General features: G+C 60.4%; 20 protein-coding genes. 6 read left to right on the plus strand and 14 right to left on the minus strand.

Annotated elements, in window-relative coordinates; translation table 11 throughout:
* Positions 1-43: 43 nt before the first annotated feature.
* Positions 44-1,918 (minus strand): cobaltochelatase subunit CobT, encoded by a 1,875-nt coding sequence (cobT, locus tag LC094_RS02630; protein WP_226550018.1) that lies wholly within the window; start codon positions 1,916-1,918, stop codon positions 44-46.
* A 236-nt stretch (positions 1,919-2,154) separates the two neighbouring features.
* On the opposite strand from cobT, the gene LC094_RS02635 reads away from it, so the two are divergent.
* Positions 2,155-2,742 (plus strand): NADPH-dependent FMN reductase, encoded by a 588-nt coding sequence (locus LC094_RS02635; protein WP_226550019.1) that lies wholly within the window; start codon positions 2,155-2,157, stop codon positions 2,740-2,742.
* A gap of 88 nt (positions 2,743-2,830) precedes the next feature.
* Here the strand turns inward: LC094_RS02635 and LC094_RS02640 are convergent, their stop codons facing one another.
* The 3 genes from LC094_RS02640 to cobS all read right to left on the minus strand — a co-directional run bounded on the left by LC094_RS02640 (position 2,831) and on the right by cobS (position 4,854).
* Entirely contained in the window at positions 2,831-3,262 is a 432-nt protein-coding gene (locus tag LC094_RS02640) for a hypothetical protein (protein WP_226550020.1), read from the minus strand.
* Between the two features lie 95 nt (positions 3,263-3,357).
* Entirely contained in the window at positions 3,358-3,732 is a 375-nt protein-coding gene (locus LC094_RS02645) for a hypothetical protein (protein WP_226550021.1), read from the minus strand.
* Between the two features lie 153 nt (positions 3,733-3,885).
* On the minus strand, positions 3,886-4,854 hold the full coding sequence (gene cobS / locus LC094_RS02650) for a cobaltochelatase subunit CobS (protein ID WP_226550022.1): 969 nt from the start codon (positions 4,852-4,854) through the stop codon (positions 3,886-3,888).
* A 225-nt stretch (positions 4,855-5,079) separates the two neighbouring features.
* On the opposite strand from cobS, the gene LC094_RS02655 reads away from it, so the two are divergent.
* Together LC094_RS02655 and LC094_RS02660 are read left to right on the plus strand one after the other, a co-directional pair.
* A complete protein-coding gene (locus LC094_RS02655; RefSeq protein WP_226550023.1) occupies positions 5,080-5,640 on the plus strand; it encodes a fasciclin domain-containing protein in 561 nt (186 codons plus the stop codon).
* 144 nt (positions 5,641-5,784) lie between these two features.
* Entirely contained in the window at positions 5,785-6,762 is a 978-nt protein-coding gene (locus LC094_RS02660; RefSeq protein WP_226550024.1) for a DUF808 domain-containing protein, read from the plus strand.
* 62 nt (positions 6,763-6,824) lie between these two features.
* Here LC094_RS02660 and LC094_RS02665 read toward each other — a convergent pair whose 3' ends face one another.
* Together LC094_RS02665 and LC094_RS02670 are read right to left on the minus strand one after the other, a co-directional pair.
* Entirely contained in the window at positions 6,825-7,724 is a 900-nt protein-coding gene (locus LC094_RS02665; protein WP_226550026.1) for a hypothetical protein, read from the minus strand.
* 148 nt (positions 7,725-7,872) lie between these two features.
* The gene (locus LC094_RS02670) at positions 7,873-8,508 is read right to left on the minus strand and encodes a J domain-containing protein (protein WP_226550028.1); all 636 of its coding nucleotides are present in this window, start codon (positions 8,506-8,508) and stop codon (positions 7,873-7,875) included.
* A 69-nt stretch (positions 8,509-8,577) separates the two neighbouring features.
* Here LC094_RS02670 and LC094_RS02675 point away from each other — a divergent pair, with 69 nt between their 5' ends.
* Positions 8,578-8,835, plus strand: a complete 258-nt coding sequence (locus LC094_RS02675; protein WP_219783896.1) for a BolA family protein — start codon at positions 8,578-8,580, stop codon at positions 8,833-8,835.
* A 9-nt stretch (positions 8,836-8,844) separates the two neighbouring features.
* On the opposite strand, the gene LC094_RS02680 is transcribed toward LC094_RS02675, so the two are convergent.
* The 6 genes from LC094_RS02680 to gatB form a co-directional block, all read right to left on the minus strand.
* A complete protein-coding gene (locus LC094_RS02680; protein WP_226550030.1) occupies positions 8,845-9,282 on the minus strand; it encodes a DUF4177 domain-containing protein in 438 nt (145 codons plus the stop codon).
* A gap of 92 nt (positions 9,283-9,374) precedes the next feature.
* Positions 9,375-9,641: a hypothetical protein gene (locus LC094_RS02685; protein ID WP_226550032.1), complete on the minus strand. Its 267-nt coding sequence runs from the start codon at positions 9,639-9,641 to the stop codon at positions 9,375-9,377.
* A 58-nt stretch (positions 9,642-9,699) separates the two neighbouring features.
* The gene (locus LC094_RS02690; protein ID WP_226550034.1) at positions 9,700-10,194 is read right to left on the minus strand and encodes a thioesterase family protein; all 495 of its coding nucleotides are present in this window, start codon (positions 10,192-10,194) and stop codon (positions 9,700-9,702) included.
* Positions 10,195-10,315: 121 nt separating this feature from the next.
* Positions 10,316-10,834, minus strand: a complete 519-nt coding sequence (locus tag LC094_RS02695; protein WP_226550035.1) for a YcnI family copper-binding membrane protein — start codon at positions 10,832-10,834, stop codon at positions 10,316-10,318.
* A 68-nt stretch (positions 10,835-10,902) separates the two neighbouring features.
* Positions 10,903-11,289, minus strand: coding sequence for a hypothetical protein (locus tag LC094_RS02700; protein ID WP_226550036.1), 387 nt, complete (start codon positions 11,287-11,289; stop codon positions 10,903-10,905).
* A 1-nt stretch (position 11,290) separates the two neighbouring features.
* Entirely contained in the window at positions 11,291-12,808 is a 1,518-nt protein-coding gene (gene gatB, locus LC094_RS02705) for an Asp-tRNA(Asn)/Glu-tRNA(Gln) amidotransferase subunit GatB (protein WP_226550037.1), read from the minus strand.
* Positions 12,809-12,951: 143 nt separating this feature from the next.
* Here gatB and LC094_RS02710 point away from each other — a divergent pair, with 143 nt between their 5' ends.
* On the plus strand, positions 12,952-13,713 hold the full coding sequence (locus LC094_RS02710) for a transglycosylase SLT domain-containing protein (protein WP_226550038.1): 762 nt from the start codon (positions 12,952-12,954) through the stop codon (positions 13,711-13,713).
* On the opposite strand, the gene LC094_RS02715 is transcribed toward LC094_RS02710, so the two are convergent.
* A complete protein-coding gene (locus tag LC094_RS02715) occupies positions 13,697-14,836 on the minus strand; it encodes a Hint domain-containing protein (protein ID WP_226550039.1) in 1,140 nt (379 codons plus the stop codon). The two genes, LC094_RS02710 and LC094_RS02715, sit on opposite strands and share 17 nt — an antisense overlap.
* Positions 14,826-14,960, minus strand: a complete 135-nt coding sequence (locus tag LC094_RS21540) for a hypothetical protein (protein WP_264186320.1) — start codon at positions 14,958-14,960, stop codon at positions 14,826-14,828. The genes LC094_RS02715 and LC094_RS21540 overlap by 11 nt, the downstream gene beginning before the upstream one ends.
* A gap of 277 nt (positions 14,961-15,237) precedes the next feature.
* On the opposite strand from LC094_RS21540, the gene LC094_RS02720 reads away from it, so the two are divergent.
* A complete protein-coding gene (locus LC094_RS02720) occupies positions 15,238-16,368 on the plus strand; it encodes an aminotransferase class V-fold PLP-dependent enzyme (protein ID WP_226550040.1) in 1,131 nt (376 codons plus the stop codon).
* Positions 16,369-16,403 lie beyond the last annotated feature (35 nt).

A 16,403-nucleotide genomic window follows, 5' to 3' on the forward strand; every position in this document is an offset into this window, starting at 1 on the left:
TTTTCAATGTCCTTCATTGCAGTTTAAAATACTCAAATAGCGCTCAAGAGGCGCGGCGCATGCCCATCACGCGCGCACGGGCCCGCGGGTCGCTGTCGAACAGGGAGGCGAGTTGCTCCGTCATCGCACCGGCCAATTGTTCGGCGTCGGTGATGGTCACGGCGCGGTCGTAGTAGCGGGTCACGTCATGGCCGATGCCGATGGCCAAAAGCTCCACCTGGCGGCGTTTTTCGACCATGGCGATCACATCGCGCAGGTGTTTTTCCAGATAATTCGCGGGGTTGACCGACAGAGTGCTGTCATCGACCGGCGCGCCATCGGAGATCACCATGAGAATTTTGCGCGCCTCGGGACGCGCGGTGATCCGACGATGCGCCCATTCAAGCGCCTCACCGTCGATGTTTTCCTTCAGCAAACCCTCTTTCATCATCAGGCCAAGATTGGCCCGCGTCCGACGCATCGGTGCGTCGGCGGATTTGTAGACGATGTGGCGCAGATCGTTGAGGCGGCCCGGCTGTTGCGGACGGCCTTGGCTCAGCCATTCCTCGCGTGACAGCCCGCCTTTCCACGCCCGTGTGGTAAAGCCCAGCACCTCGACCTTGACGTTGCACCGCTCCAGTGTGCGCGCCAGAACATCGGCGCAGATCGCGGCGATCGAGATCGGCCGCCCGCGCATCGAGCCGGAGTTATCCAGCAAAAGCGTCACCACCGTGTCGCGGAATTCCGTGTCTTTTTCGACCTTGAACGACAGAGGTGTCGTCGGGTTCGCCACCACACGCGCCAGACGGCCTGCGTCCAAGATGCCCTCTTCGAGGTCGAACTCCCACGAGCGGTTCTGTTGCGCCTGAAGACGGCGCTGCAATTTGTTCGCCAGTCGCGAGACGGCGCCTTTCAGCGGCTCCAACTGCTGGTCGAGATAGGCGCGCAGGCGTTCCAATTCGGCAGGTTCCGCCAGCTCTTCGGCCATGATCTCTTCGTCATGTGCGGAGGTGAAGACCTGATAATTCGGGTCGGCATCCGAGATGGGCGCGGGCTGCGGCGGCTCGACGTCGCTTTCGTCCTGCGGCAGCTCGACCTCTTCGGAAAATTCATCCTCGGCCATGTCGTCGGACGACGCGGTGGCCTCCTGCATGTCCTGCTGTTCTTCCTGGGTGTCCTCGGAGCTGGCCTCGTTCTCGTCCTCTTGCTCCTGCTCTTCGCCCTGGCTGTCCGGCTCTTCTTCCTGTTCCTCGGTCTCGGCGGATTGATCCTCTTCCGGGTCGGTCTGATCCGGGTCCTCGCCCAGCTGATCGCCATAGCCCAGCTCTTCGATCACCCGGCGGGCGAGGCGGGCAAAGCCTTTTTGATCCTCCAAAAGGCTGTCGAGGTCTTCGAAGGTGTCCGTGGTCTGGCCCTCGATGAAATCGCGCCAGAGATCCAGCACATTATCGGCACCTGCGGGCAGGGTCCGCCCGGTGGCTTTCTCGCGCAGGTAATAGCCCATCGCCTGCGCCAGCGGCGCGTCTTCGCGTTTCGCGATGCCGTCATAGCCGCGGCGCATGGCGTCATGGCCGATCTTGGCATCGATGTTCTTGCCGGTGCCGGGCATGAACCGCGCACCCGCCGCCTCGCAGCGTGCGGTTTCCAGCGCATTGTAGATGTCATAGGCCATCTGTCCCGGCGGCGCATAGCGTTGGAACGTCGCTTGATCGTGGAATTTATGGCGCAAAGCCAAAGCATCCGCCGTGCCGCGCGCGATCAGCACCTCGTCTTTCGACATCCGGCGCGAGACCTGCGGCAGGCGCACGGTATCACCGGAAATCCCCGAGGGGTCCATCGAATAGGTGACGGTCAAATCGCTGTCGTCGGCCAGGACTTTCGTCGCTTCCGCGAGAGCTTTTTTGAAGGGATCGGCCGGGTTGTCTGAGGGCTTGGTCATAGGCTCGTTAAATCATGGGATTTGAGGCCCGGCAAGCGAAAGACAAGCGAAAGGGGCGTGCAGGGATGCGACCGGGGATACGCCAAAAAGCTGGCCATCGCAGGGGTGCACAGGCTTTGCAGCCCCCGCGCACACAATAGCGGCTTGAAGCCTCTGTTTGTGCAGACTTATTTAGGGGCCAAGTCACATCACCTCCTCCTCCTCCCGTAGATGTGCGTATGTAAAAGGAAGTCCCTATGTCCAACCCGAAAATTGCCATTGTGATTGGCTCCACCCGTGATGCCCGTTTTGCCGACAAACCGGCGCAATGGCTGTTCGCAAAAGTGAAAGAGCTCAGCACCGAGCTCGATTTTGATCTCGTCGATCTGAAAGATTACGAGCTGCCGATGTTCAACGAGATGGCCTCGAACCTCTGGGTGCCGTCCTCTGACGAAAAAGCCATCGCTTGGCAGGAAAAAATGGCCGAATATGACGGCTACATCTTCCTGACGCCCGAGTACAACTCCTCGATCCCGGCGTCGCTGAAAAACGCGTTGGATCAGGCCGGCAAGGAATGGGTGCGCAAACCTGCCGCCGTCTTCGGCTACGGCTCCGTCGGTGGCGCACGTGCTGTCGAGCATCTGCGCGCTGTGGTGATCAACCTGCAAATGGTGCCGGTGCGTTCCGCCGTTTACATCTCCGGCTCCGACTTCTTCAAAGTCTCGCCGCTGGGCGCCAACGCCGAAATGTCCGAGATCGAAGCGGGTATTCTGCCCTCCGTCGAAGCGATGCTGGGCGATCTGACCTGGTGGACCAAAGCCACGAAAGCGGCGCGCGAGGCGTAAGCCTCTCTAACGATGGTATAAACCACGCACATGTATGGCAAAAAGGCCCGTCATTTTGGCGGGCCTTTTTACGTTTTTGGGGTAGGGGTTAGCCTCCGAGAAGCATGCCGCGACACTGCCGCATGTTCTCGGCGGCCAGCGACTTGGCCCGGTCCGCTTCGCGCGGGTCAAAGGAAAACCGTGACACGGCCAGCAAGTCGCTCTGGGCCACATGGCCCGCGATGCGCAGCTCTTCATAGGCGGGCTCTGAGCCCGGCGACATGAGCGCCGCCAAAAGCTCCTGCATCGCCTCTTTCAACGCGTAGAGTTCCCGATCCTCATGATGCTGCGCCTCCGCCGACAGCCGTCCGGCGCAATAGGCGAATTGCCGGGCCAGAGGATCGTCGGCGGGCAGGGGCGCGGCACGCAGCGGTGCGGCAAAGGTGGCCATAAGACACAGAAGCGCAGCCGTTTTTCCGGTCCAGCCCAAGGGTTTGGAGCGGGTTTGGAAAAGAGACTCTGTGCGTGCGTGTCGTGTCATGGCCTTTGTCTGTCGTGGGAATGTTACATTGAGGCTAGGCGGGATTCGTCGTTCTGGCAAGGGATTTGTATATACTTTGGATATACCTTTTGGGCTCAGCTTAAAATCAGGGCGCGGCAATGTGCGATTTCGACTTCGGCGCGTTGCTGAGCGATGCGGGCCTCCTCCGGCCCTGTCCCGAACCACATCCGTGTTAAAAGTTCGGCATGGGCGACTTTGGCGACCAGCCGCAGATGCAGCACCTCGGGCCCCTTGTCGGGTGGGGTGACGGCCTCAAGAAGAGAAATCATCGCCAGTCGCTCGCGCGCGATCTGGTCGCTGTCGATGTTCGAAAACATCCAGCTGAATTCCAACTCGGCCGAATATCGCCCCGCACAATAAGCAAATTCGCGCAACAGAGGGGCCGAGGTGATGCTGTCCCAGACCGGAAGGGCCGGGGCGGGCAGGGCCGCGATGAACCAATTGATCATTGCGGCGGTTATGCTGGATAGCCATCGCATTCGACCAGTATAGCAGAAATTGCCTTCTCACGTCTTAACGCTGATGCGGTCTCGGAGAAGTCGTTGATCTAAAAGAAAAAGCGGACCCGAAGGCCCGCTTTCAATCTCGTCTGTGGAGGCGGTTTAGCCCGCGACAGAGGCCGCCGACTCGGGCAGTTCCTCGTCAAAGCACCGCTGATAGAACTCGGCCACGGTCTGACGCTCCAACTCATCGCATTTGTTGAGGAAGGTCAGGCGGAAGGCATAGCCGACATCGCGGAAAATCTCGGCGTTCTGCGCCCAAGTGATCACGGTTCGCGGGCTCATCACGGTCGAGAGATCGCCATTCATGAAGGCCGTGCGGGTCAGGTCCGCGACGGTCACCATCTGGCTGATCGTCTTGCGGCCTTTCTCCGTGTTGTAATGCGGCGCTTTCGACAGAACGATGTTCGCTTCCGCGTCGTGGCTCAGATAGTTGAGCGTCGCCACAAGGCTCCAACGGTCCATCTGCGCTTGGTTGATCTGTTGCGTGCCGTGGTACAGGCCCGTCGTGTCGCCGAGGCCCACGGTGTTCGCGGTGGCGAAGAGGCGGAAATAGGGGTTCGGTGTAATCACCTCGTTCTGGTCGAGAAGCGTCAACTTGCCGTCCGCTTCCAACACACGCTGGATCACAAACATCACATCGGCGCGGCCCGCATCATATTCGTCAAAGACGATGGCGCAGGGGTTGCGCAGCGCCCAGGGCAGGATGCCTTCCTGAAACACGGTGATCTGTTTGCCGTCCACGAGTTTGATCGCGTCTTTCCCGATCAGGTCGATCCGGCTGATGTGGCTGTCGAGGTTCACCCGCACCGAGGGCCAGTTGAGGCGCGCGGCCACCTGTTCGATGTGGGTGGATTTGCCCGTGCCGTGATAGCCCTGAACCATCACGCGGCGATTGTGGCTAAAGCCCGCGAGGATCGCCATCGTGGTGTCCGGGTCGAATTTATAGGTCGGATCCATCGCAGGTACGCGGTCTGAGGCCTCGGCAAAGCCTTTCACCGTCATGTCGGTGTCGATGCCGAAAACATCGCGCACGGAAATGGTTTCGGTCGGTTTTGCGCTCGCGTCCATGATCTTGCCCGTTCTGATTTCTCACTCACCTGACTTCTTGCCCTGTCGAGGCGTCAGGTGCAAGGGGCAGTGCGCCGCAGAGGCCCGCATTCTCCGAGGGCGTCCTGTGCAAAGCCTCACGGCCCTGTGATCCGTCGTGATATTTGTGCGGTGATCTGCCCGGCGATCCGTCCCGTATCCCTGACAACCTCGACACTGGGTCGGGGCATAAAAGGGAGAGACCTTATGAAACGCACGATTTTTGCCGCCGCCACTGCGACGCTTCTGGCCACCACCGCATTTGCGGACGATCACATGGCCAAGAACCCGATGGTGGGCGGCGCCGAGATGTTCGCTGACAAGAATATCGTCGAAAATGCGGTGAATTCCGCCGACCACACCACGCTTGTGGCGGCCGTGCAGGCTGCGGGTCTTGTCGAGACGCTGTCGGGCGAGGGTCCGTTCACCGTCTTTGCGCCCACCAATGACGCCTTTGCCGCGCTGCCGGAGGGCACGGTTGAGACCCTGCTTCAGCCGGAGAACAAAGACCAGCTTACCAAAATCCTGACCTGCCACGTGGTTGCCGCTGACGTGATGTCCGAGGCGCTCGTCGGTATGATCGAAGACGACGGCGGTGTGCATGACGTGCCCACAGTCGGGGGCTGCACGCTCAAGGCCATGGTCAAGGACGGCATGGTGATGATCGAGGACGAACAGGGCAATGCCGCCACTGTGACCATCGCCGATGTGGATCAATCGAACGGCGTCATCCATGTGATCGACAAGGTGCTTTTGCCGGCCATGTAATCCCTTCGGGGTTCATGCGGGGAGCGGGGTGCGTCTGAGGCGCATCCCGCTTTTTATGTGCGTCTTTAGATGCTGTGGGTTGGCCTTTCGGGCGCTTCGTGCCTACATACGTCCCAATGTAGTTTTTTACGTGGGGACAATGAGATGAGTGGCCTTCTGGCGCTTTTGGACGATGTCGCGGGGATCGCGAAAGTGGCGGCGGCCAATGTGGACGATGTCGCAACGCAGGCGGCGAAAGCCTCTGCCAAGGCCGCAGGCGCGGTGATCGACGACGCCGCCGTGACGCCGAAGTACGTCCATGGGTTCGCCCCCGCCCGCGAATTGCCCATCGTGGGCAAGATCGCTCTGGGCTCGATCCGCAACAAATTGCTGATCCTTCTGCCGCTGGCGCTTTTGCTGTCGAGTTTTGCGCCCTGGCTGATCATGCCACTGCTGATGCTTGGCGGGTCTTATTTGTGTTTCGAGGGCGCCGAGAAGGTCTATCACCTGTTCAAACCCCACGCGCCCCATGCCGATGGCCAGCCCGCCAAGGGCGATCCGGCCCATCTCGAAGAGCAAAAGGTCGCGGGCGCGGTGAAGACCGATTTCATCCTGTCGGCCGAGATCATGACCATCATCCTCTCCGCCCTCGATCCGGGCCTGTCGATCTGGTTCGAGGCGGGCGCTCTGGCGCTGGCGGGCATCTTGATCACAGTGGTGGTCTATGGCAGCGTGGCGTTGATCGTCAAAGCGGACGACTTCGGGCTCTGGCTCGCGCGCGTCGGGCGTCTCTCCGCCACCCGCGCTTTGGGGCGTGGCATTGTGAAATTCATGCCGCTGTTGATGAAGCTTCTGATGATCGTCGGCACGGCGGCGATGATTTGGGTCGGGGGCTCCATCGTCATTCACGGCATGCACGAGCTGGGCCTGCATCGCCCCTATCAGGACATCCACGATCTCGCCGAACTGGCCGCCCATGCGGTCGAAGGGGCCGCTGATTTCGTCAAATGGTTCGTCACCGCCTTTTTCGACGGCATCTTTGGTCTGATCTACGGGCTGATCCTGATTCCCATCGTGGCAAAAGTGATCAATCCGCTGATTGCGCTCTTCAAGAAAAAGCCCGCCACGCCTGCCGATCATTGATCTCAGGTCTTTGACCTCCTCCCCTTTAGCGCGGCGACGCTTGGGGGGAGGCCCGGTCCCACCTAGAGGTCCTCGCGGAACTCGGGAAATGTTACCGCCTCGATGCGGGCTTTGAGAGCCGCTTTCTCGGCCGCCGCGGCCTCTGCGGGCATGGTGGAAACCATCGCCTCTAAGGACAGGGCATCTTCGGAAAGTGCGAGCAATGTCGTGATCGCTTCGGCTTGCTCCGGCGTCAGGTCCTGCGCTGAGGGGGCGCGCATAAATATCCTCATCTCACCGTATACCCGCAGCATGGCACTGGGATTCAAAGTGTCATCATTGAGCATATCCAAAAGCGTGCTGCGCAGAAGAGAAGCGCAGGCTGTGCCATCATTGATGTGGCACGGCAGGGAGGTGCGGGTGTTTTGTGGCGTCGGCTTGATGGTTTTCAGGGTCGTACAGGCCAAAGCTCCGCCGCGCTGGCATTGATCCGTGAGCGTGGCGATCAAGGTGTCGGGGTCAGGATTTTGTGCCATGGCCTGACGCGTACAGCCCTCCATCACGCCAGCTTCACACGACAAACTTGCATAGCGCAGAGCTTTTGCATCGTTCTGCCGGGCCACGACACATTGCCGAGAGCCAGTGTACACGCCATTCTGTCTATAGACGTTGCATCGCCCAGTGGTCGTGGTCAGATAGGTTTTGGCAACCTGCAGACAGGCCTCGCCATCGCTGTCGTTTTTACAACGCAAGATATTGGGGCGAATGTTCTCGACATAATACGACACACGGATATCCGCGTCGCTAGAGGTATACCAAAAAAGCACGATCACGAGCACGCTGGCGACAAAACCGCTCAGAAGCGTTCTGCGCGCAGGGCTGCGGTCAATGCGCCGATATCTTCTATGCAGGATCACAGTGAGCGGGATGAATGCGACGATACCTGCGAGAAGCGTAAATAAGATGAACATTGCAAAAAACACGGGCGGGCTCTCCTTGGAAATCTGTTGCGTGACCTGAAATGTGAGCTGCGCGAAGGTGATCCGTGCGCGTTGGCCGAATTGTTTTCATCGACACATAGAAAAAAGGTGCGCCTTTCAGCGCACCGTTCTTATTGGCTTCAAAGTGACATCACTTGAACCAGCGGCTTTCCTTGAGCTGATCCCAGGCCCAGACCACCTGTTGCAACTGCTCCTCTTGCGAACGGTCGCCGCCGTTCACGTCGGGGTGCAGCACCTTGATCAGGGCGCGATACTGTTTCTTGATCTCGGCCTTGGTCCAATGGTCCTTGGCCTCCAGAATCTCGATCGCCTGACGTTCGACCGGCGGAAGTTTGCGGGTCGGCGCCGCCGGGTCCGATTTGCCCGGATTGCGCGTCGCGTTCTCGCCCAGAACCTCATGGGCATCGTCGATGCCAAGACGTTCCCAGGCGCGTTGCTCGACCGATTTCTTGCCGAAAGGCTTGGTCGGGCGGTCGCCGGTCTGAGACGATTTATAGGCCGCATCCATCTCGGCCTCGGTCGCATTGGTAAAGAAATTCCATTGCAAATTGTATTCGCGCACATGTTCCTTACAGAACCATTTGTACTCGTCGAGGTGATCCGGGGACCGCGGCGCACGATATTGGCCCGCTTCCTCACAGCCCTCCCATTCGCATTTGCGTTTGGAGGTCTCGAACGCGCCGGACATGCCTCTGCGGCCGCCGCGTCTGTTCTTTTTCGCGGACGATACTGACATATCAAAACCGAAGGGGTCTTTTTTATCCATCTGCCTCAACCTTTTCGACTCGGACGCAAGACTTTAGATGAGAACGGGAAAATGGAAAAGGGGCCGATGATGACAATTGCCGATCAAATGCGTGAACGTTTGCAAAATGCCTTTGCGCCCAGTGAGTTGCTGGTCGTGGATGACAGCGCGTCTCATGCGGGCCATGCCGGAAATCCGGGCGGCGACGGGGAGACCCATTTCAACGTGCGGATCAGATCAAGCGCCTTTGAGGGCCAGTCCCGCGTCGCGCGCCACCGCATGGTGCACAAAGCTCTAGGGGATCTGGTGCCGCGCATTCACGCCTTGGCGCTTGATCTGGATGTGTAAGCCCTGAGATCAGGACTCGCGGTCTTCGGCGATCTCTTCAGCCACATCCGGCGCAACCTTGCGGGCTTCGGCTCCGGCGCCTTTTTCCGCCTTCGCGGGGAAGGGCACGGAGGGCGGCGGCGTGTCACGATCTGCGGCCAGCGTTTTGCGCGCAGGGGCGGTCTCGACCTCCGCGCCCTTCGTCTCTAGCGTGGCTGCCATCTCTGCGGCCGCGCCAAGCTCGCGGCGGAACACCAGAACCGTATGATAATTCACGGTTTTGGACGCGATCCCCGCGCGTTCTTCCATCGGCACCAGATCGGCGCGCAGATACTCCCAGCCTTCGCGGCCTTTTTCGTTCAAAAGGCTTTGCATCGCCTGCGCGATCCGGGCTTCGGGCGTTCTCGCCGCTTTGGATTTCTCGCCTTTGCGCGGGGCGGGCAGGGTCAGATATTCGTAACGGGGCATCAGAGGGTCTCCTTGTTGCCCCCGGTGTAGCCGATCCCCGGAAGGGGTCAAGTGCGGCCCTATCACATACGCGTGGAACCGCTTTCCCTCGTTCAAGGCGTGGCAAAGGTGCCGTATTCCGGCTTGTCGGTGGCAAAAACACCGAAATCGCTTTCGCGGCGGAAAATCAGCACGGCTTGTTTGCCCTCGACCCCGTTCAAGGTGAATTCGTCCGAGCGCAGATAGGTCCAGCCGTCGCCTGCCATGGCATTGAGCCGCACGGTGACGGCATCGGCGAGCCGGGCCTGTGGCGTCTGCGCGGCAGAACTGGCTTCGCCCTCGTGAGGGGCAGGAATGGCGATATATTCGTAATGGGACATGGCGATCTCCTTCCTGACATAGCCTTACGCGAGAGGGCTTAACGGAGGATTGACGTCATTAGGCGGCCTTGTTTGCCAGAGAAATCGCACGTCCGGCCTGTGCAGGACGGGGCAGGGCGGAATGCGCCTGTTTCAGCGCTGCGAGATTGTCCGCGATCTCTGGCGGGAAGGGCACAACGCGCGGTCCTGACATGTCGATATGCAAGAGCAATTCCTCGGCAGTCGCCGCGATCCAGCCACCTTCGTGGTGAATCTCATGGAACAGCACCATGCGTTTGGTGTCAAAATCCAAAAGCTGTGTTTGCACCCGCACCCGGTCGCCGAGTTTCAGCTCGCGTTTGTAACAGATATGCACTTCGGCGGTGTAGCTCGTGTGGCCTTTGGTCTTGGCATAGGTCTCCCCCAGCCCGATCAGCGGGTACATCTGATCGCCGCCCAAATCCATGATCACCGCGTAATAGGCCATGTTGATGTGACCGTTGTAATCCACCCATTCGGGGCGGACGTCGATCAGCGTGGAGATATGAGGCGCGGGGAGGGGAGCGGCGGACATGGAGCGATCTTCCTGTGAGCGATCTTTCTGTTGCGTTGCCCGCCAAGATCGGTGCTCAGCCATCGCAGGTCAAGCGATGAAAAGGGGCGGTGGGCCGCCCCTTTCCGTCGTGCTGGTGGTCTCAGTGGCTGTGGCCCGCGCCCTCGATGATGGAGAGCGTGGGGGCCGGATGTGCCGGGCGCGGTTGGCCCTCTTGCGGCAGTTCGACCCAGGCGTTTTCGCCGCCCTCGCAGGTCTGCACGACCGGGATATAAACCGTGTCCCCCGGCGCAAACGCATCGCTCACATAGCCGCGAAAGACGAATTCGTCATATTGCCAGTCCTCAAGCGCCCCATTGGTCCAAGTGATCGACTTTGCGCCCTCGCTTTTCGGGCCGTGATCCTCGTAGCTGCGCGCGTAGGGGCCGGTCTCGACCGAGACGTCCCAACCGGCTTTCGGCATCGGTTTGACCGACACGAGGCCTTCCGGAATGTCGATCTTGACGGTGTGTGTGGCCTGACCGTCGCAGCCATGGGTCACGCGCATGACGAATTTAAAGCTCGTCTCCGGGGGCGTTTCGCTCACGTCGAGCGAGGCATGTGCGGAGGCGGAGCCTGCCGCAAAGGACAGGGCGAGTGCGGAAAGAACAGTGGTTTTCATGATATGTCTCCTGAACCCGACGCCTTCGAGTGCAACGGCGCGGGGGATTTGATGTCAAAGATGAGGGATCAGGAGAAAGAGGGCGGCGCGCGGATCGGCGGCGTGGCGCCGGAAAACACCGCGTGCGGGAGAGTTGCGACGATCTGTGTCTGTTCGGTCCGATGGGACAGGGGCCGGGGCAGAACAGGCTCTGTTGCGACCAACAGCGCCGCCGCGTGCAGCACACAGAAGGGACAGACGGGGGCGGTGGCGCCGTGGTCCTCTTTGCCCGCGCCGACGCCACAGATGTCCGACCAGTTCATGCCGGACGGAAGCGCCGCCGTGCTCAGCGGTCGCTCAGAGGCAACGAGAGCGGTTTGAAGTTGCGCGCCCGCGTGAACAATGCCCGCCGCCCAAAGGTGAATCGACAGCAGGCACAGGCCCAGCAGCCGGATCAATCCTTTGGACAGGCGCATATCAGAGACCGAGTTTGGTTTTGACCAGCTCGTCCACCGCTTTCGGGTTGGCCTTGCCGCCGGTGGCTTTCATCACCTGACCGACGAACCAGCCCGCGAGTTTCGGGTTGGCCTGGGCTTTCTCGACCTGGGCCGGGTTGGCGGCGATGATCTCGTCCACGGCGGCCTCGATGGCGCCGGTGTCCGTCACCTGTTTCATGCCGCGCGCTTCGACGATTTCCGCCGGGTTGCCGCCCTCGGTGTAGACGATCTCGAACAAATCTTTCGCGATCTTGCCGGAGATCGTGTCCGCTTTGATCAGCTTGACGATTTCGCCGAGTTGCTCCGGGCTGACCGGGCTTTCCGCAATATCCGTGTCGTCCTTTTTGAGACGACCGAACAACTCGTTGATCACCCAGTTGGCCGACAGCTTGCCGTCTTCGCCGACGGCCACGACTTTCTCAAAGAAATCCGCGTTCACCGTGTCGGCGGTCAAGACGCCCGCGTCATATTCCGACAGGCCGAAGTCCTTGACGAAACGCGCCTTTTTCTCGTCCGGCAGTTCCGGAAGGCTTTTGGCGATGTCGTCCACCCACGCTTGTTCGATCTCCAAGGGCAGGAGGTCAGGGCAGGGGAAATAGCGATAATCGTGTGCTTCCTCTTTCGAGCGCATCGAGCGGGTTTCGTTCTTGGCCGCATCGTAAAGACGGGTTTCCTGATCGACCGTGCCGCCGTCTTCGAGAATGGCGATCTGGCGACGGGCCTCATAGTCGATGGCGGCCTGAATGAAGCGCGTGGAGTTCATGTTCTTGATCTCGCAACGGGTGCCCAAATGCGAGAAATCCTGCGTTTCCTGGTATTTCTCATACTGACCCGGACGACAGACGGAGACGTTCACGTCAGCGCGCAGGTTGCCGTTCTGCATGTTGCCATCGCAGGTGCCCAGATAGCGCAGAATCTGACGCAGTTTCAGCACGTAAGCGGCGGCCTCTTCCGGCCCACGAATGTCGGGACGCGAGACGATCTCCATCAGCGCCACACCGGTGCGGTTCAGGTCCACGAAAGACATCGTCGGGTCCATGTCGTGAATGGATTTGCCCGCGTCCTGTTCAAGGTGAATGCGCTCGATCCGCACCTTGCGGGCGACCCCCGGCTCCATATCGACGATGACTTCGCCTTCGCCCACGATCGGGTGGTAGAGCTGGGAAATCTGATAGCCTTGGGGAAGGTCAGGATAGAAATAGTTCTTACGGTCAAAGGCCGAGAACAGGTTGATGTCGGCCTTGAGACCCAACCCCGTGCGCACGGCTTGCTCGACGCAATATTCGTTGATCACCGGCAACATGCCCGGCATCGCCGCATCCACGAAGGACACGTTCGAGTTCGGCTCATTGCCGAATTGCGTCGACGCGCCGGAGAACAGTTTGGCCTCGGAGGCGACCTGGGCGTGAATCTCCATCCCGATGACGAGTTCCCAATCCTCTTTCGCACCTGCGATGGTTTTCACTTTCGGTGCGGCATATTCGAGATGGTCAAGCATGGGCGTGTCCCTGATCTGATCGAGCTTTTCTGGCGTTCTAGGCGGTCTCAGGCCCATGGGCAAGAGGGGGCGGGCGCTCGGGCTTTGCAAAGAGGGTTTTCCCGGGCATATATAGACAGCTTGCTGATAAAAGGTGATGTGGTGTGACACGCGTGTCGAAAAGGATCGTTGGGGCTGCCTTCGCACTTCTCATGAGTGCGGTCACACCCGTTTGGGCCCCTGTTTGGGCCGCGGACACCACCTCGACCATGTCCGCGCCGGTTTTGCCCATGTCGGCCAGCCCCGTGCCCATCCCGCGTCCCTATGAAATCCGCATGCCGAAACTTCGCTGGAAAAATCAGACGCGCGGCCCGGCGTGGACGCGTGCGGCGATGCGCGCGGTGGCCAGTCATGGGCAGGGGCTGATCAAAACCGTGCCGGGGGACATTCACAATTGGTGTCCGGGCTATGCCACCCAAGACGAAAGCGGGCGTGCGGCGTTCTGGGCCGGGCTTCTCTCGACGCTCTCCTATCACGAAAGCACTTGGCGCGAGACGGCGGTCGGGGGCGGCGGGCAATGGTTCGGTCTGGTGCAGATCGCGCCGCCCACCGCGCGGCATTACAATTGTCGGGCGGGCACGGGCGAGGCGCTGAAAGACGGCGAGTTGAATTTGGCCTGTGCGGTCAGGATCATGAACAAAACCGTGGCCCGCGACCGGGTGGTCAGCCAAGGCATGCGCGGTGTCGCAGCCGATTGGGGGCCGTTTCATTCCAGCACCAAACGCGAAGACATGCGCCGCTGGTTGGCCGCGCAGCCGTTTTGCCGACCTATGCTGAAAAGCTCGCCGGTGCCTTTGTTGCGACCGGTGTCTGAGGAGGGCGATCTGGGCTCTGACGTGAAAGCCGCGCTCAGCTCGCCTTTCTGAGCGACACATCGCGAAGGCCCCGAAGCGCCTTTGCCTCCCAAGATTTCAACTCGTAGCGCGACAGCTCGGGCTGCGCGCTCTCGTCCTCGCATTCCGGGAACAGCGTCAGGATTTCACACCGCGCCTCATCCGACACGGATTTGAGGGCTTCTTGGCCCGGGTAAAGGCTTTCGGTCGGGCAGGCTTCGGCAAAGACGATCTGATGCGCGTCGAACAGCATGTGGAAATACTCCACCATACCGGTGCCATTGCCACCCTCGACGATGCGGATGCTGTGATCGTTGACCAGATATTTGGCCGCGACCAGAACGTCGCGTTCGCCAAACAGCACCTCGGCCTGCGGACCGCGCACCAGCATGCGGTGGTTCTGGCTCACCCACATGTCGCGCAGGTTGCCAAGCGCGCCCATGCGGATCAGCACCGGCGCGAGCGCCCCCGTTGCGGGCACTTTGCGCGATCCGATCCAGCGGATGGGCTGGGCCCCGTGATCGAGCGTGTTGACCAGATCGCCCTCTTTCAGCGTCTCGATAAAGCGCGGGCCTTCGGGCGTGTCGATCAACGTGCCGCGGGTCAGACAGACGGCGCCGTTGATGATCTCTTTGGCAAAGGTGTTGTTGTCGATGTTGAAATTGCCGTCGCCCTCATTGTCGATCACACCGTCGCCGTCGTAATCCATATCCGTCTCGTGATCGATCTGGATCACCGGGCGCAATTCGGTCAGATCCTGACCGGGCGCGATCAACACGTTGTTGAGACGCGGGCCCCCGTTAGAGGACACAAGCACATTGGCGTTAAAGCGCAAATAGGTGTCGCCCAGACCGGAGAGATCGCTTTGAATATTGGCCGTCTGGCCGGGGTTCATCGGCTCATAGGTGTAAAGCGCCGTGCCGTTCACGTAATCGGCGGGACTGTCATAGACGACGATTCCGGTGATCTGGCTGGAACCCGAAACTTCGCCATCCGTGACATTCTGGACGGTGATGACTACGACGTCGTCTTCCTCGAACGGCATCGTGCCGTTGTGGATCATGATATGCCCGCCGTTGCCGCCGCTGCTGTTGGTGCCGATGGACACATTGTCGAGCAGCGAGCCGCCCATCACCAGGATTTCTTCAGTCGACATCGCGCAGGCCTTCTACTGGAGAGCGGAGGGCATGAGGCATCGCGTCTCCGCGCTTTGTGCGGGACGGCCCAAGCTGTGGGGTCACGATGGGCAGGCCCATCACGATGCATTCGTCTTTCGGCATGACTGCTCTCTGCCTGTATGTTCTGTCCGGCCAGGGCCGAACGATCTGCCTCGGGTGACGCATCTTTAGATTTTGCAGATGCGGTCTTTTATTGTGCTCTGGTCAACGCCTTGTTTTTTCGCCTGTCCGGTGCTCTTTTGGACCTGAGACAGAGGTGGCGCTTGGCGCAGAGTATGACGGGGAGGAGGGCTTTCTGTCCAGCCCCGCCGCATTCAGCGCGCCGCAGCCGTGACCTTTGTGCCACCGCAGAGGCCAATCATCATCCGAGGAGGACCCCATGACCGCTTTGCGCCCCGATATCGACCCCGATGGATTGCTCGAATTCTCGGTCGTCTTCACCGACCGGTCGCTCAATCACATGTCGAAGGCCTTTCAAACCGTGATGACCGACATCCACGACACGCTCTGCGAGGTCTATTCTGCCGACACGGCTGTGGTCGTCCCCGGTGGCGGCACCTATGCGATGGAAGCCGTCGCGCGCCAGATCGCGGGTGGCGAAGACGTCATGGTGATCCGCAACGGCTTTTTCTCTTTCCGCTGGTCGCAAATCTTCGAGGCGGGCGACATTCCGGCCTCGCAGACCGTGTTGAAAGCGCGCCGCACCGGCAATGAACCGACCTCCGCCTTCTTGCCCGCGGCCTTGGAAGAGGCCGTCGCCAAAATCCACGAGCTCAAACCCGCCGCCGTCTTCGCGCCCCATGTCGAAACCGCTTCGGGCATGATCCTGCCCGACGCCTATATCCGCGCACTCGCAGAGGCCGTGCATGAACACGGCGGGCTCATGGTGCTCGATTGTATCGCCTCGGGCTGTGCCTGGGTTGATATGAAGGCGACCGGCGTCGATGTGCTGATCTCCGCGCCGCAAAAGGGCTGGTCGGCCCAGCCCTCCGCCGGTCTGGTGATGCTTTCGGAGCGCGGTGTCGAGGCCGTGACATCCCGCCAAAGCTCGTCTTTCGCGATAGATCTCGGCAAATGGCTGACCATCATGGAGGCTTATATGGGCGGCGGTCATGCCTATCACGCCACCATGCCGACCGATGCGCTCCGCGCCTTCCGGGACGCCATGCTGGAAACCAAAGACTACGGTTTCGCGAAACTCTCCGAGGCGCAATGGGAATTGGGCCGCCGGGTGCGGCACCTTCTGGCGGAGCGCGGCTTTAAATCCGTCGCGGCAGAGGGCGTCGAGGCGCCGGGTGTCGTGGTGTGCTACACGGACGATCCGATGATCAAAACCGGCGCGGCCTTTGCGGCGCAGGGGGTACAAATCGCGGCGGGCGTGCCGCTTCAATGCGATGAGGGCGAGGGGTTCTCGACCTTCCGCCTCGGGCTTTTCGGTTTGGACAAGCTCTATGACGTCGATGCCACGATTGCCCGATTGGAAGCCGCCTTGGATGCGGTGCAGGGCTAAGGGTTTCCTTTGGCCCTAAATACTCATCTGGCCAA

Source organism: Celeribacter naphthalenivorans (assembly GCF_020524585.1).
GTDB lineage: Bacteria > Pseudomonadota > Alphaproteobacteria > Rhodobacterales > Rhodobacteraceae > Celeribacter > Celeribacter naphthalenivorans.

Excerpts from the sequence above, each read along its gene's own strand:
- cobT (WP_226550018.1), bottom strand. The coding sequence starts at position 1,918 with ATGACCAAGCCCTCAGACAACCCGGCCGATCCCTTCAAAAAAGCTCTC.
- LC094_RS02635 (WP_226550019.1), top strand. The coding sequence starts at position 2,155 with ATGTCCAACCCGAAAATTGCCATTGTGATTGGCTCCACCCGTGATGCC.
- LC094_RS02640 (WP_226550020.1), bottom strand. The coding sequence starts at position 3,262 with ATGACACGACACGCACGCACAGAGTCTCTTTTCCAAACCCGCTCCAAA.
- LC094_RS02645 (WP_226550021.1), bottom strand. The coding sequence starts at position 3,732 with ATGATCAATTGGTTCATCGCGGCCCTGCCCGCCCCGGCCCTTCCGGTC.
- cobS (WP_226550022.1), bottom strand. The coding sequence starts at position 4,854 with ATGGACGCGAGCGCAAAACCGACCGAAACCATTTCCGTGCGCGATGTT.
- LC094_RS02655 (WP_226550023.1), top strand. The coding sequence starts at position 5,080 with ATGAAACGCACGATTTTTGCCGCCGCCACTGCGACGCTTCTGGCCACC.
- LC094_RS02660 (WP_226550024.1), top strand. The coding sequence starts at position 5,785 with ATGAGTGGCCTTCTGGCGCTTTTGGACGATGTCGCGGGGATCGCGAAA.
- LC094_RS02670 (WP_226550028.1), bottom strand. The coding sequence starts at position 8,508 with ATGGATAAAAAAGACCCCTTCGGTTTTGATATGTCAGTATCGTCCGCG.
- LC094_RS02675 (WP_219783896.1), top strand. The coding sequence starts at position 8,578 with ATGACAATTGCCGATCAAATGCGTGAACGTTTGCAAAATGCCTTTGCG.
- LC094_RS02680 (WP_226550030.1), bottom strand. The coding sequence starts at position 9,282 with ATGCCCCGTTACGAATATCTGACCCTGCCCGCCCCGCGCAAAGGCGAG.
- LC094_RS02685 (WP_226550032.1), bottom strand. The coding sequence starts at position 9,641 with ATGTCCCATTACGAATATATCGCCATTCCTGCCCCTCACGAGGGCGAA.
- LC094_RS02690 (WP_226550034.1), bottom strand. The coding sequence starts at position 10,194 with ATGTCCGCCGCTCCCCTCCCCGCGCCTCATATCTCCACGCTGATCGAC.
- LC094_RS02695 (WP_226550035.1), bottom strand. The coding sequence starts at position 10,834 with ATGAAAACCACTGTTCTTTCCGCACTCGCCCTGTCCTTTGCGGCAGGC.
- LC094_RS02700 (WP_226550036.1), bottom strand. The coding sequence starts at position 11,289 with ATGCGCCTGTCCAAAGGATTGATCCGGCTGCTGGGCCTGTGCCTGCTG.
- gatB (WP_226550037.1), bottom strand. The coding sequence starts at position 12,808 with ATGCTTGACCATCTCGAATATGCCGCACCGAAAGTGAAAACCATCGCA.
- LC094_RS02715 (WP_226550039.1), bottom strand. The coding sequence starts at position 14,836 with ATGTCGACTGAAGAAATCCTGGTGATGGGCGGCTCGCTGCTCGACAAT.
- LC094_RS21540 (WP_264186320.1), bottom strand. The coding sequence starts at position 14,960 with ATGCCGAAAGACGAATGCATCGTGATGGGCCTGCCCATCGTGACCCCA.
- LC094_RS02720 (WP_226550040.1), top strand. The coding sequence starts at position 15,238 with ATGACCGCTTTGCGCCCCGATATCGACCCCGATGGATTGCTCGAATTC.